Genomic DNA, 13,656 nt, shown 5'->3' on the forward strand with positions numbered 1-13,656 from the left:
CGTAGATCATTGGTTTTTCAGGAAAGTATCCAGGCTTTGCGTCGCTTTGCCGACCACCTTGGCCAGTATGTCGCACTGTAGGGACAAAGCCGACATCGCGAGCTGTGCGCTCAGCCAATCGCCTGAGTCGATTTCTTCCATACCCGCTGTGCTACGAGCGGCTTCGATGGCGTGGGTAAAGTTGGCGCTTAGCTTCTCCATGCTGCTGAGGATGGCGTCTCCCGGTGTGCGGGCGACGCCAGATCCGCGCGCCACCTCGGTCGACTGGTCGACGGTCGCTGACCTGTCGTGCTGTGGTGAAAATTCGGGCCGATTGAATTCGGCGCGCAAATCGGTCGATATTTCCGATACGAATGCAGTGTCCGATGGCAAAACGGACGTCAGCGCCGGTGGGTTGATGCTGTTCACGCTCATTAGATGTCCCTCTTTACAGCACGTCCGATCGAGTTCTTGCTAAAAGCGGCGACGAGTCCATCGACATCGGAATCTCCGCCCGGAACCCGCCTGAGTACGGCATCGCGCTCGCTGAGCCGTCCGGCAAGATGGAGAGCCAGCGCGCTGAACGCCAACCCATATGCGTCGTTGGTTTCCGAAAGCGGACGGAGTTGCTCCAGGGCTGCCTCGATATCTCCTGCCGTCAGATCCGCAACGGCGTAAGCGATAACGGACTCCCTACTGCCCGGCGCAAGAGCGTTAAGTCCTTTCGCAATCCGCCTGGCCCGCACCACGTCGTTCGAAATGCAAGCCAAGAATGCCGTTTCGGCAAGATTGCGCCGTAAGCCAAGCCCCTTTTCAGTGCGACTCTCCGGTGGCACAGATGTACACGAACGAGACATCGTATATCGAATTTCCCTTCTCTGGCCAAGTCGCGCGTCATCCTCCGGTGACCATACGGACCGATTCCAACCCGCCTGCAGCCTCTTCAAATCGCTCCCGCGACGACGGCATTCGTTTCATCCTTAACTTGCACCCGGGACGGCTAATCCTCACGCCGGCAGCCACTTCGGGAAGGATTTTTGCCGACTGGATGGCACGCAGGAAGACGTCATATTTCTCTCCTGCCAATGTTGTTCTGTAGAACTCTCGGCACAAATACAAAGTGAATATGCATCCATAGTTTCTTCATATGGCACTGAACGGGAGAGGTGGTTCGTATTCATCTTGGCTGGTCGTTTTCGATACCATCGCACATTCTTATGTATACATATTGCTATAATATTTCTCGTTCCGTGCACCTTCAGATAATGAATATACTGGCGCATCCATGGCGACTTATCGGTCTGAGACCCGGGGCGCAAACGCCATCAAGTCGCTGTGGGATTGTTCTCGCCTTGAGGAAGAAAAGGAACGCGGGCGTGACGCCAACATCGACAGAGCATGTCATGTCAGTGGCCTTGGGGCACTTGTTGAAGAGTTCAGATCGTTTTTTCGCCTCGTCCGTGGGCGTGGTGCGCGTTGAGCTGACCGTCGACGATGTTGGGATCGTCCTTGAGGTGACGGGCGTACGATCCGTGCGATTAACCAGCAGGATTGCAAAGACAGTGCCGGACAATGAACTGGAGATCCGTGAATTGCTCGGAGAGAACCTGCTCTACTGTGTTTCTGTCCAGGTGGCGCTCTGCGCCGATCAAGGCGGTGCTCTGCTGCTGTGGGCTGACATTGATCACATCGATGGCGATCGGGCGGTTGTAAGGGAACAAATGGTGTCATTCTGCGATGCGGCGATCTATTGGAATGGAATCTGCCGGCGCGATCGTAGCATCAACCAGTCGCTGCTCTCCAAGGATCAAAACTTCGCGCGCGAGCGCGATGTACATTGGAGCAACGCTTGCGATTCCACGGGTGGACGTATGGGTGGCAAAGATCTCGATGGAGCGATGGTGAGTGCGCGGCAAACGATCGCGCAGGTGGAGAGCTTCTTGAGAAAAGGTCGGGAACAGCTTGATCGGCAAGCTGAGCTCTTGGGCGAATATGCCACGACCGGCGATGTCATTTCCGCATTTGTTGAGGCTCAAGACGAGAGTTTTCGGCAAGCTTACACATGTCAGCGGCAGGCGGTTCTGAGGGATAGCATGACTCTCACGTCCAATCAGCAGCCAGTACGTGCGCCGCGCGTCAAACCGATGCGGCAAAGGGTCTAAGGCGGTGATGCAGAAGGTAGAGGAGCTAGTAGGGGGCGGTGGCGCAGTGGACATTGCTGAGGCCGGACGGCTGGCGCGGCTTACCGAAGAGATCATCGCAGGGCGCACGGATTTGGCCGCTGTCATTGGGATGACGGATGACGAACTCGAGGCAGTCTACGCGCTCGGCCATCGATTCTATTCTTCTGGTAGATATGGCGAGGCGCTGATCTTCTTTCGTTTTCTATGCATGCACCGGTACATGGACCCAAGATTTTGGGTCGGCTTCGGTGCTGCCAGTCAAATGTCGGGCGATTCAGCAAATGCCGTGCGTGCATATGGACTGGCTGCGCTGCTGAACGGGGAGGATCCGCAGATCCCGCTTCACGCTGCGAAATGCCTCATCAAGCTCGATCAGCGGGCAGCTGCTGTGAGCGCGCTTGAAAGCGTATTGGAGCTTAGCGGTGGAAAGCCCGAGCATAAGGCTTTCGCTCAGCGCGCGTCGCTGATGCTGCGCCAGCTCAGGTCCGAAGCAGCGTGTAAAGGAGCCTGCGATGCATAATGTGAGCATAACGGAACCGATCGTTGGAATGCGACTTAAAGCCAGGGTGCTAACTCAGATCGAGGCACCCACCAGCAATTTTTCGGTTGGTTTCAGCAAATCGGGCGCTGAACTTGCGCTGCCGCCAGTGTTTGTCGGTGCTCCGGCGTCGAATGCGGCGCCAATGCTGCCGCCACCACGGGCCTTTGATGCGATGGAACTGGCCGCGAAGTTTCTAGCCCTCAAGGTGAAGATGGCCGACGCCCAGACTTCCGCTGGTATGGAGGATGTGCGGCACCGAGGTGAACTGCAGCGGCAGCAGAACGAGAAAATCGCCCGAAAGATTATCGACGCGGCGGAGAAGTTGAGGGAAGCGAAGAAGAGTTCGAGCGCCATGAGGATATTTGGATGGATTGCGGTCGCGCTGTCGGTGGTAGTGGCAGTGGTCACCGGCGGGATCTTCGCCTTGTCGGCTGCAGCAGTGGCAGTGGCCGTGGGGACCCTGACCGAGACGGGGGTCATGGAAAAGATGACGCAGGCCATTGCGAAGAGCCTGATCGAAGACCTTGGAATGGCGCAGGGTCAGGCCGAGATTTGGGCCACTGTCATTACGGGTTTCATCATCCTTGCTTCTTCGCTGGCAAGCTTGGGTGCCGGTGCCGTGTCTGGTGGGTGGAATGCGGTGACGAGCATTGCCACGAAGATCACAAGCCAGGGCGATAAGGTGGCGAAGATTGCTGCGGCAAGTCAGCGCCTTGCGATGGTGGCTCGGGCGGGCGAAGGTACTGCTTCGATAGCTGAGTTCTGCGCAGGGACCGCTAGCGGAATCATCAAGAAGCAGGCGACGGACGTCCGGGCGGAAACGCTGGATATCAGGAAATTCCTTGCCAAGCTGGCCCAGCTTCAAGAGGACGAAATGGCGCGCATCCAGGAATTGGTCCTCGGCATCAAGACCATGACGCAAAGTGTTGTCGATGCCATCGAGGAGCAGAGTCGATCCGCGTCAACCGTCATACGGCATTTCGGCTGACGAGCGATCATAGCTGTCCAGGCCTACCAGAACGCTAGGAGAGTATGCATGCTACACACTGCAAACGACATTCGCGGCCCTCGTCTGCCGGGCCGCGATTTGGATGAACATTGGCCCTTTTTGCCTATGTCCGCGACGTCTGATGGCATAGGCGTGAGGGACGGCGAACTGATAACAACACCGGCCGATCTCTTCAAGTTGGCATCGGCCGGTTCGCTGGGAGACATCGTCGTCCAAAACAATGGTGCCGAAACCGATCTGGGAGCACGGCTCGCCTCAGTCGATATATATGCAGTTGGCGCGTTGCTGCACAGCCTCAGTCTGAAGTTCCGGGAATCTGCGAGACTGGACCGGCAGGCCGCGCGTGACTGCGATGTTGCGGCACAGGAAGCTGCTGCCAAGGCGCTTCGCGCTTCTGGGATATGTGAGTTGGTCGGCACGCTCCTAACCTCCGCCTTCGGCATAGCCGGTGCGGGCGTCAGTATTATGGGCGCGAGCAAAGCACAGACTCGCTTCGATGCGAAGCTCGGCGGTTTGAACGAAACGGGTTTTCGGGCTCATACGAAGCTCGCCGCAGAGCCATCGCCGAAGGCTAGCCATCCGGCCCCCATTGACCAGAATAGGATCTACAGAGCGCTTCGCGCTTCTGGGATACGTAAGCTGGTCGGCACGCTCCTAACCTGCGCCTTCACGACAGCCGCTGCGCGCCTCAGCACCAAGGGCGCGACCAAAGCACACACTCGCCTCGATGCGAAGTTCAGCGGTTTGGAGGAAACGAGTTTCCGGGCTGACCTGCAGCAGCCTGAACGGAAGCTGGTCCCAGGGCCATCCCCGGAGGCTAGCCGGCCGCCGCCCGTTGACCTGACTAGGATCTACAGAGCCCAGCAAGTCGCCCACGAGACGACCATGATCTGGAGCGGCCTCGCCTCAGGCATAACCGAGGTCGGTAAGATCGCAGGTGCCGCCTTCAAAATGGGGGCGACCGGTGAGCAGGAGAAAAAGGCAAAGTTGGAAGCGGAGGGTACCAAGATGCGCTCTCGCGCCGACGACGAGAGTGAGTTCAAATCGGCCTATGAAAAGATGATCCAGGATGTTCTGGAAAAGCTTTCCGAGACGAGACGCGCGGAAGCTGAGACGAGGAGCAGGATTGCCAACATGGGATGAGAGCACAAGCTAAATCTGCATAGGAAAGGTCATGGAATGCCAAACGTCAGCCTCCTAACTCAATTTTTTCCAAATGCATCCAATATTCCTGGTGGTGGGGGCGACTTGTGTGCGCTGGCACTGCTAGTCCAGATAGAGCGATATAATCGTCTTGAGGATCAAGTTAGAGACGAATTCAAAGACATGCAGAAGCGGAACGACTGGCTGAAAACAGCGAACTCCGCTCTGGCCGCGCTGCGCGCCAACCGGCCGGCTGACAAGGGAATACGGTCGTATGGCGAGTTTGTGGACGCGCACGGAAAGACCCAGAATACCCATCAGTGGATGCTCGCGAACGGCATCGCTATCGAGCAGAACGCGGGCGATACCTCCGGGGTTCAGTCGGACTTCGATGCCGCCATCTCCAACTTAAAGGCGAGCATCGATACCGCAAATAGCGAAACGCAGATGGCGCTCATTCGCCTGCAGTCCCTGATGGACAAAGTAAATCAGTGTCTTGAACTCACGACCAACTTGGTGGCCAAGGATGGCAAAGCCAAGGAGAATATCCTCGGCAATATCAGGTAAAGAGCGGATTGGTGCCGAGCGGACAGGATAAAAATCCCATGGCCCGCGAATCTAAGGTGAGCGAGCAGGGTGTGTACGGATGGCTATTACTAGCAGGGATACTGCATTACTCTGTCTCCCCTGTTTACTGTTACCTCTAGGGGGGTGCTACGGCGGTGGTACGATTCCCGAGCGCGGGGTTTTGCTGAATTCGCCCTTCTTCGTCGCGTCCGACTCCGCCCCTGTGCGAGAAACTCGCGGGCCGCAGAGTCGAGGCTTTGAAGTGCCGGGGCAGAGGCAGGCGCAGCCAGTCGCAGCCACAGTGGAACGGAAGCTGCCGGTGGTATCGGATACAAGGCGCGTGAGCCTCGACTATGCCAATGCTGACATCCGTCAGGTCGTGCAGGATATCGTACGCGACGTTATGGGCATGCCCGTTACCATCGATCCTGGCGTTGGAGGGAAAATGACCCTTCATACGGCCCGCCAGGTGCCCGCGAATGAGGTGCCACGGCTGCTCGACAAAGCGCTGGCGCCGCACGGCTATGGATTGGCTTCAGGTGATCAAGGAGTTCGGGTGGGGCGCTTGGCCGACCTCGCCGGCGGCGTGCAGAGCAACGTTCAAGTTATTCCTGTGCGGTATGTCGATCCGGCTGAGGCCATCGGGGTAATCCGACCGAACTTGGAGGAGGGTGTGCATCTCACGCCAGCGCCCGGAGGGAGGGGGATTGTCGTCAGGGGGCCGCCCGGATCCGTCAGTTCTGTGCGGGAACTGGTCGGCCTTTTTGACACCGACGCCATGCTTAACAAGTCATTCGCGCTATACACGCTGTCTCAAGCGAGCCCGGCCGACATTGAGCGAGACCTCAGTTTGTTGTTTACGCAAAATGGCCAAAAGAGAGGCCTTGTCCAATTTGCGGCGCTAGAGCGACTGAATGGTATCCTTGTTGTGGCAGAAGATGCTGCAGCTCTCAAGCAAGTCCGCCAGGCGATCGTCAAATTGGATAGTGCGTCGGAGGCGACGGCTAACATTCACGTGCGTCCACTGCTCTACCGGCGGGCTTCGGAAGCGGCGCATGTGCTGGCGCAAACGTTCGGCGCTGAGGCGCCCAGTGCTGTCCCCCATGCACAGCCCGCGGGAATGTTCGGCAACCTATCGGTGGGAAGTGGCGCATCCAATCGAGCCAGCCTGCCGGTCAACGTGCCAGGTTTGCCGGCCGAAATGCCAGATGCGACCGTCTCGAGAACGCATCCGGTGGACGAAACGGTGATGTCACCGAACCGTCTTGGCCTCTCGGCGCCGGTGCGGATCCAGGCGGACACCGGGCAGAACGCGCTCGTAGTACTCGCATCACCGCACGACTATAAGATCGTGGAGGCCGCGATCCGTCAACTCGATGTCAAGCCTCGACAGGTTCTCATCCAAGCCATCGTCGCCGAGGTGCGGCTGAATGATGGTCTGCGCTACGGTGTGGACTATCTTCTCTCGACCAAGGGCTTGGGCGCAGTTCCAAATGGTTTGTCGTATGTGTTTCCCGGCACGGACGTCAACATTGTGTTACATGGGCTAAGCGCGCTTGGGGAGGTCAAGGTTGTATCCGCGCCGCGCATTCTTGCGGTCGACAATCAAACCGCCACGATCCAGGTGGGCGATCAGGTCCCGATCCTCGTCCGATCATCGCAATCTATCGCAAGCGAGCACTCACCGATCGTGAGCGACGTCGAGATGCGCGACACAGGGGTGATCTTGGCTGTTACCCCCAGAATCGGTGCCGGTGGTAGCATAACACTCGATACGTTCGAGGAGGTCAGCACCGGCAACAGGAATACGCTCACCAATGTTCAATCCCCAGTGATTTCGATGCGCCGCCTCCAGAGTACCGTATCGGTACGAAACGGCGACACCATCGCTATCGGCGGATTAATGCAAGATAGCACCAACCAAGCCAATTCTGGGGTTCCTGTGCTGAAGGATATTCCGCTTTTAGGAGGACTGTTCCGCAGCTCGGAAAACGCCAAGGAACGGACTGAGCTCTTAATATTGCTTAACCCGCGGGTGGTTGACAGTGACGCCGACGCAAGAGCACTGACCCAGGAACTGCGTGAAAAATTCGAGTCGCTGGCCCCCGACCTGGGCCGCCGGCTAACGCCGTCAGCTCAGTCGCAACCGCCGGTCCCAAGGCGAAAGTGAATGGGAACAGCTGACCAACCGGAGGTGGTTTTTCTCACTCGCTCGGCTGCTGGACTGGGCCGCGGAGGACTCTCAATAGGTCGCTCGACACTCTGCTGCAGAACGGAAGTGCTCTAATGGCGTGGGACCAGCAGCAGGGACGAATTCGTCGCCACAGACCGTATGGGTACGTATAAACTGGAGATCTAGACGGAGGTATAGATGGATAGAATTAATAACAATGTTCACGCGGCAGCCTCTCCCATCCTGCACGCAGCCTTTGACCAGCACCTGCGAGACGCGGCACAGCACCCAGCGCCGGAATGCAGTGCAGGCCCTTGCACTCGTGTTAGCGCTGCCCAGCAAGAGGACCATCTCATTGAGGCCGCCCTGCAACCAAATATCGAACTTCTCGTCATCTCAAACCGAATTGCGACATTCGACCCGCTTCAACCGAAGACGGGCGGGCTTGCCGCGGCCCTCGAGCCTCTGGTGGAACGCTCTGGCGCCGTCTGGATGGGCTCCTCGGGCAAGTTAGGCGACGGCAACGAGCCCTTGGATATCGGGCCGCACGGCGAGGGCAAAGTGGCGAAACTCGATCTGCCGCGCGAGCACTATTCGGGGTACTACGAAGGTTTCGCGAATTCGATATTGTGGCCGGCGTTGCACTCGCTGCCTGACCGAATGGCCGCCTCCGCAAAAGACTATGAAAGCTATCGGGAGATCAACAAGTTTGTGGCGGGAGCCGCATTCCACTTCAGGGATCGGGATGCAATCTGGGTGCATGACTATCACTTTCTTCCACTTGGAGCTGGTCTGCAATGTCTCGGCGTCGACAAGCCGATCGGCCTTTTCCTCCATACGCCATGGCCAGCACCCGACATCATGGAGCGAGTGCCCAATCATCGTGAGCTCATGCAATCGATGCTCGCCTACGATCTGCTCGGCTTTCAGACGAACTGGGACCTAGACAACTTCCGCGCCTGCCTCCATACCCATCTCGGGCTGGAAGTCGAGCACGGTATAGTGATCTCGGCGCGTGGGCAGACGCGTTGCCAGAAATTTCCGATCGGTATCGATCCCAACCAGTTCGCACAGCATGCTTCGGAGTCGCTTGCGAAACAGGACCTCTATATCTCGTCTTTGCAGAAGAAACTCAACGGCGCGAAGCTTGCAATCGGGGTCGACCGGCTCGACTACACCAAGGGTATTGACGTCCGGATCGAAGCGTTCGGTCAAGTGTTGGCAGCCGAGCCGCGCAGCATAGTGCTCCTGCAGATCGCCAATCCCTCGCGCACCGAAATCGAAGCGTATAAAGACTACAAACGTAACGTTGAGAGCCTGGTCAGCCGTGTCAATGACGAGCATGGCACGGACGAGTGGCGGCCGATCCTCTATGAGAATGATCCTTTCACCCGGGCTCAACTGGCATGTCTCTACCGCGCTGCGCGTGTCGGCGTGGTGACGCCCTTGCGTGACGGCATGAATCTGGTGGCGAAAGAATATGTCGCGGCGCAAGATCCGAACGATCCCGGCGTTTTGGTCCTATCGAAGTTTGCAGGTGCGGCCGAAGACTTCGATCAAAATGAAGCGCTGCTGGTGGATCCTACCCACCCTGACGAGATCGCGGCCGCAATTTCAAAAGCGGCCAATATGCCGCGCGAAGAGCGCATCCAACGCTGGCGGTCGATGATAAATAAACTTGAGGCATATACTATCCACGATTGGTCGGCGCACTTCGTTCGGGAGCTGGACAAAAGCCGGGTCGGTGCGCGCGGAACAGTTCCGATATCTCCGCCTTGGTTGGATCAATGAGGCGCAAATGCCCTCGCACCTGAACGCCGCTGAGTTGGACGCCGCGCTGAAACGCGCTATGGATAGACATTGGGTTCTGCCGACCACGAGTGGTGCAGACCGCGCCGTAAGCCTCCCTGAACAACCGATCCGGCCCTAGCTAGTGCGCGTCCATAAACGGCAAGCTTCTGATATTATTGAATGAATCCTGCTTTTCGGCAGGCAAGGCCCGGCGGTTTCAGATACACTCGAGATCAAGCCACTGATTCCAAAGCGTTTCTGCCACCGCCGGAGCGGACAATGCGCCAAGAACGCACCGTCCAAGCCAGCATATTCGATCTTTCGCCACGCACGAGATCGGCCACGAACTGAAGGCGATGTCGCGGTGGCTGGACGAGCACCGCGATCTGCTCGGCTTGGTGGCGCGAGACTTGGTCGGTGCAGCGTCAGGGCCATCGGGGCGGCAAGGCCTACCTGCTGAAGCGGTCTACGTTGCGCGCTTCTCAAGCAAAACCGGCAGTTGACCTACCAGGAGTTAGCCTTCCATCTTGAGGATTCAGCGTCATTTCGAGCCTTTGCGCGGCTGCCGTGGTCCTGGAGCCCGCAGAAGTCGGTGCTGCAAAAGACGATCAGCGCGATCCGACCCGAGACCTGGGAGCAGATCAATCGGGTGCTGCTGTCGAATGCCCGGCAGGCAAAACTGGAAGATGGCGGTGTCGTGCGGCTGGACAACACAGTGACCTCAGAAGCAGGCTGATGCCTTGGCCGGCGGCGCCGGCTTGGAATGGCACGATCACTGCCGCGCGGCCAAGAAGCGCGCCCGCAAGATCCAGTTCACACGTGGTCCACCCAATCGTGTTCCGCTCTACCACGAACTGATCGGGATCACCCACGCCACCTTGGCATATCTGCGGCAGGCAGCGGCGCAATTGGCCATGGCGAGCAATCCGCTCGTCGAACTCTGGCAGGCCCAGGTCTGTCATTGTCGGCCGCTGGTCGAACGCATCATCACACAGAGTGAGCGGCGGGTGTTGGCCGGCGAGTTGGTGCCGGCCAGCGACAAGCTGGTCAGCCTGTTCGAGCCCCATGCCGATATCATCGTCAAAGGCAGCCGCGATACCGAATACGGCCACAAGCCCGCCCGACATTTCAAGGCCGACGTCAAAACCCATGCCGAGCGCCGGCATGACATCGCGTAGCTTTTCCTTCGAGGTGTCGACGACATGCTGGACGCCGAGCTTTTTCGCCAAGGCCAGCCGCACCGGATTGATGTCGGTGATGACCACCTTTCGCGCACCGACACACTGCGCCACCAACGCGCCCATGATGCCGATCGGCCCGGCGCAGGTGACCAGCACGTCTTCGCCGACCAAGGCCACATCGTCTGCGGCCACTGCCGCAGCTGCCGCGCGGGCAGGGGGCATCTGTGCCGAAACACGCTCGGCGTCGGCGTCAACCGCCCCGGCGCGTTCGGCGAGTATCTGGCGATCCCGCAGCACAATGTCGTGCCGATCCCCGACGACGTGCCGGACGAGATCGCCGCGATCTTCGATCCCCTGGGCAATGCGGTTCACACAGCCCTGTCCTTTGACCTGGCCTGAAACGCGCTGGCCAACCTTATATTTGGTGACCGCCGCACCGAAATCGGCGACCGTGCCGACAAATTCATGACCGGACAGTGCACCGGCACCGTCTTTTGCGCCCACTGATCCCAATTGTAAATGTGGACGTCGGTGCCGCAGATCGCGGTCTTCCTGACCTTGATCAGCCACATCGTTGGGGCCGATTTCCGGCACCGGCACCTCTTCCATCCAGATGCCGGTTCGGCCTTGGCTTTCACCAGCGCCTTCATCATGTTCGAGATCAGGATCTCCTACACCCTGCGGGATTGCGCTCCTCGCGCTCCCTCGAATAGCCTGCACAACGGGAAGTAGGCTACTAGTCCTTTGAATGTCCGGAATGGATCAGCCCCGCCTGCTCAGCCTCTTCGCGCAAATTCTGCCTCGGCCTTGGGCCGATTTGCTGGATGACCAGCCCGGCCGCCAGTGAGCCAAGATCGCCGCAGGTCTTGAGGTCGCGACCTTGCGTGTAACCGTGCAGGAACCCGGCGGCGTACAGGTCGCCGGCGCCGGTGGTGTCGACAAGCTCCCGGATCTTGGTCGCCTCGATGGTGACGGTCTCGTCGCCGCGCACGATGACCGAGCCCTTTTCCGAGCGGGTGACGGCGGCGATTCGGCAATCCTTGCGGATCTGCGCCAGCGCCTCGTCGAACGACGATGTCTGGTAGAGCGATTTGATCTCGTGGCTGTTGGCAAAGACGATATCGACGGTGCCCGAGCGCATCAGGTCGAGAAACTCGTCGCGGTAGCGGTCGACGCAGAACGAATCCGAAAGCGTCATCGACACCTCGCGGCCCGCTGCGTGCGCCAGCTTCGCTGTCTGCCGGATCGCCTCCTTGGCGCGTGGCGGATCCCACAGATAGCCCTCGAAATAGGTGACCTTGGCGCCCGAAGCCTTGTCGGCCTCGACATCTTCCGGCCCGAGCTCGACGCAGGCGCCGAGATAGGTGTTCATCGAGCGCTCGCCGTCGGGGGTGACGAAGATCATCGAGCGCGCCGTCGGCGGCAGGCCCTTGAGCGGCCTGGTGTCGAAGGCGACGCCCTGCGCATGGATGTCGTGGGCGTAGATTTCGCCGAGCGCATCGTTGGAAACCTTGCCGAAGAAAGCGGCACGGCCGCCGAAGCTGGCGACGCCGGCCGCCGTGTTGCCGGCGCTGCCGCCGGACGCTTCGATCGCCGGGCCCATGCGGCTGTAGAGCAATTCGGCGCGCTGGGTGTCGATGAGGTTCATCGCGCCCTTGATGATGCCGTTGGTCTCGAGGAAGTCCTCGTCGCACTGGGCGATGATGTCGACAATGGCATTGCCGATGCAAAGCACGTCATAATCCGGCATCAATGTCTCCGCCAAAAACCCGAGCCGGCTTCTTGCCATGCCCGGGCGCGAGCGGGGTCTGGGGAGTTGGAATGGGTTGCCGCATGTAGCTGGATCCAACATCGGCGCCTCACGCAGCTGCCGGTCCTGCCTCACGCAGCAAGTCGTCAGCTCTGTCCGTCTTCTCCCAGGTGAACTCCGGCTCTTCACGGCCGAAGTGTCCGTATGTCGCGGTCTTGCGGTAAATCGGGCGCAACAGATCAAGCATCTTGATAATGCCTTTCGGTCGGAGATCGAAAAGGTCGAGAATAAGGCGCTCGATCTTTTTTTCCTCGATCTTTGCGGTCCCGAAAGTGTTGACGAGGATAGACACCGGGGCAGCCACGCCGATTGCGTAGGCCAGCTGAACCTCGCAGACCTCCGCAAGGCCGCTGGCAACGACATTCTTTGCGACGTACCGCGCGGCATAGGCGGCCGAGCGGTCGACCTTGGATGGGTCCTTGCCCGAAAAGGCGCCGCCGCCGTGACGCCCCATCCCACCATAGGAATCGACGATGATCTTGCGTCCGGTGAGCCCGCAGTCGCCGCGCGGCCCACCGACCACGAACCGGCCGGTTGGATTGACCAGGAACCTGATCCCCGTCGCGTCTAAGTAGGGAGGCAAGACCGGCTTTATGATCTCCTCAATGACGCCTTCGCGGACCGTTTCTTGTGAGACCTCCTCGTCATGCTGCGTCGACAGGACTATGGTATCAAGCGCCACCGGGCGCAAACCTTCATAGCGGACGGACACTTGAGATTTCACATCCGGGCGCAGCCAGCCAAGCTGTCCCGCCTTCCGCACCTCCGCCTGCCTTTTCGTCAGACTGTGGGCGAGTTGGATTGGTAAAGGCATCAATGTTTCGGTCTCGCTGCATGCGAAGCCAAACATGAGGCCCTGGTCCCCCGCTCCCTGGTCGAGATCCTGCCCTCGTCCCTCGTCAACGCCCTGGCTAATGTCGGGTGACTGCTCGGTGAGAGCCAGAACGACGGCGCAACGCCGACCATCAAAGCCGATGGCATCGTCATCGTATCCAATATCGAGAATCGTCTCGCGGGCAACTTGGCTGTAATCGACCTGCGCATCGCTGGTGATCTCGCCAGCCAGAACGACTATCCCTGTCTTCACCAACGCTTCGCACGCGACGCGCGCCTTCGGATCGGTGCGGAGGATCGCATCGAGGATGGCATCCGAGATGTTGTCGGCCATCTTATCCGGGTGTCCCGCGCCGACGGATTCGGAAGAGAATACGAACTGCCTAGTCATTGAATGTCCTCGCTTCAGATGTTGGAGTTAGGTGGCGACCTTCGATTTGCCCGC

General features: G+C 59.1%; 11 protein-coding genes and 4 pseudogenes. 10 read left to right on the top strand and 5 right to left on the bottom strand.

Translation table 11 applies throughout. The features are described 5' to 3' along the window. Positions 1-6: 6 nt before the first annotated feature. Positions 7-414, bottom strand: coding sequence for a type III secretion system inner rod subunit SctI (sctI, locus tag HNQ71_RS32525; protein WP_184878372.1), 408 nt, complete (start codon positions 412-414; stop codon positions 7-9). Positions 415-1,355: 941 nt separating this feature from the next. Between sctI and HNQ71_RS32530 the strand changes: the two genes are divergently transcribed. The 8 genes and pseudogenes from HNQ71_RS32530 to HNQ71_RS32565 all read left to right on the top strand — a co-directional run. Next, positions 1,356-2,141, top strand: a complete 786-nt coding sequence (locus HNQ71_RS32530) for a hypothetical protein (RefSeq protein ID WP_184878375.1) — start codon at positions 1,356-1,358, stop codon at positions 2,139-2,141. A 46-nt stretch (positions 2,142-2,187) separates the two neighbouring features. Then, complete coding sequence (locus HNQ71_RS32535; protein WP_184878393.1) at positions 2,188-2,682, top strand: SycD/LcrH family type III secretion system chaperone; 495 nt, start codon at positions 2,188-2,190, stop codon at positions 2,680-2,682. Further along, complete coding sequence (gene sctE, locus HNQ71_RS32540) at positions 2,675-3,691, top strand: type III secretion system translocon subunit SseC family protein (RefSeq protein WP_184878409.1); 1,017 nt, start codon at positions 2,675-2,677, stop codon at positions 3,689-3,691. The genes HNQ71_RS32535 and sctE overlap by 8 nt, the downstream gene beginning before the upstream one ends. Before the next feature lie 48 nt (positions 3,692-3,739). Then, positions 3,740-4,855: a hypothetical protein gene (locus HNQ71_RS32545; protein WP_184878412.1), complete on the top strand. Its 1,116-nt coding sequence runs from the start codon at positions 3,740-3,742 to the stop codon at positions 4,853-4,855. A gap of 36 nt (positions 4,856-4,891) precedes the next feature. Then, positions 4,892-5,422 carry a hypothetical protein gene (locus HNQ71_RS32550; RefSeq protein ID WP_184878415.1) on the top strand — a complete coding sequence of 177 codons (531 nt, stop codon included), beginning with the start codon at positions 4,892-4,894 and terminating at the stop codon, positions 5,420-5,422. Between the two features lie 340 nt (positions 5,423-5,762). Next, on the top strand, positions 5,763-7,592 hold the full coding sequence (locus HNQ71_RS32555) for a secretin N-terminal domain-containing protein (protein ID WP_184878418.1): 1,830 nt from the start codon (positions 5,763-5,765) through the stop codon (positions 7,590-7,592). 201 nt (positions 7,593-7,793) lie between these two features. After that, the gene (locus HNQ71_RS32560; protein WP_184878438.1) at positions 7,794-9,386 is read left to right on the top strand and encodes an alpha,alpha-trehalose-phosphate synthase (UDP-forming); all 1,593 of its coding nucleotides are present in this window, start codon (positions 7,794-7,796) and stop codon (positions 9,384-9,386) included. Between the two features lie 279 nt (positions 9,387-9,665). Further along, a pseudogene (locus HNQ71_RS32565) lies at positions 9,666-10,501 on the top strand (ISNCY family transposase); the annotation flags it as partial. Here the strand turns inward: HNQ71_RS32565 and HNQ71_RS35750 are convergent. Continuing rightward, positions 10,474-10,738: pseudogene (locus tag HNQ71_RS35750) on the bottom strand (zinc-binding dehydrogenase); the annotation flags it as partial. The pseudogenes HNQ71_RS32565 and HNQ71_RS35750 overlap by 28 nt on opposite strands. Between HNQ71_RS35750 and HNQ71_RS32575 the strand changes: the two are divergent. Next, a pseudogene (locus tag HNQ71_RS32575) lies at positions 10,736-10,960 on the top strand (alcohol dehydrogenase catalytic domain-containing protein); the annotation flags it as partial. The pseudogenes HNQ71_RS35750 and HNQ71_RS32575 overlap by 3 nt on opposite strands. A 42-nt stretch (positions 10,961-11,002) precedes the next feature. Here the strand turns inward: HNQ71_RS32575 and HNQ71_RS35980 are convergent. Further along, positions 11,003-11,176: pseudogene (locus HNQ71_RS35980) on the bottom strand (hypothetical protein); the annotation flags it as partial. On the opposite strand from HNQ71_RS35980, the gene HNQ71_RS35985 reads away from it, so the two are divergent. Then, positions 11,099-11,299, top strand: coding sequence for a hypothetical protein (locus tag HNQ71_RS35985; protein ID WP_184878440.1), 201 nt, complete (start codon positions 11,099-11,101; stop codon positions 11,297-11,299). The pseudogene HNQ71_RS35980 and the gene HNQ71_RS35985 sit on opposite strands and share 78 nt — an antisense overlap. Before the next feature lie 4 nt (positions 11,300-11,303). Here HNQ71_RS35985 and HNQ71_RS32590 read toward each other — a convergent pair whose 3' ends face one another. Next, a complete protein-coding gene (locus tag HNQ71_RS32590) occupies positions 11,304-12,317 on the bottom strand; it encodes an adenosine kinase (protein ID WP_184878443.1) in 1,014 nt (337 codons plus the stop codon). Between the two features lie 109 nt (positions 12,318-12,426). After that, positions 12,427-13,602 carry a methionine adenosyltransferase gene (metK, locus tag HNQ71_RS32595; RefSeq protein WP_184878446.1) on the bottom strand — a complete coding sequence of 392 codons (1,176 nt, stop codon included), beginning with the start codon at positions 13,600-13,602 and terminating at the stop codon, positions 12,427-12,429. Positions 13,603-13,656: the final 54 nt, after the last annotated feature.

The organism is Mesorhizobium sangaii, assembly GCF_014207355.1.
GTDB classification, from domain to species: Bacteria; Pseudomonadota; Alphaproteobacteria; order Rhizobiales; family Rhizobiaceae; genus Mesorhizobium; species Mesorhizobium sangaii.

Coding starts and splice junctions, on each gene's coding strand:
- sctI (WP_184878372.1), bottom strand. CDS start 414: ATGAGCGTGAACAGCATCAACCCACCGGCGCTGACGTCCGTTTTGCCA.
- sctE (WP_184878409.1), top strand. CDS start 2,675: ATGCATAATGTGAGCATAACGGAACCGATCGTTGGAATGCGACTTAAA.
- HNQ71_RS32545 (WP_184878412.1), top strand. CDS start 3,740: ATGCTACACACTGCAAACGACATTCGCGGCCCTCGTCTGCCGGGCCGC.
- HNQ71_RS32550 (WP_184878415.1), top strand. CDS start 4,892: ATGCCAAACGTCAGCCTCCTAACTCAATTTTTTCCAAATGCATCCAAT.
- HNQ71_RS32560 (WP_184878438.1), top strand. CDS start 7,794: ATGGATAGAATTAATAACAATGTTCACGCGGCAGCCTCTCCCATCCTG.
- HNQ71_RS32590 (WP_184878443.1), bottom strand. CDS start 12,317: ATGCCGGATTATGACGTGCTTTGCATCGGCAATGCCATTGTCGACATC.
- metK (WP_184878446.1), bottom strand. CDS start 13,602: ATGACTAGGCAGTTCGTATTCTCTTCCGAATCCGTCGGCGCGGGACAC.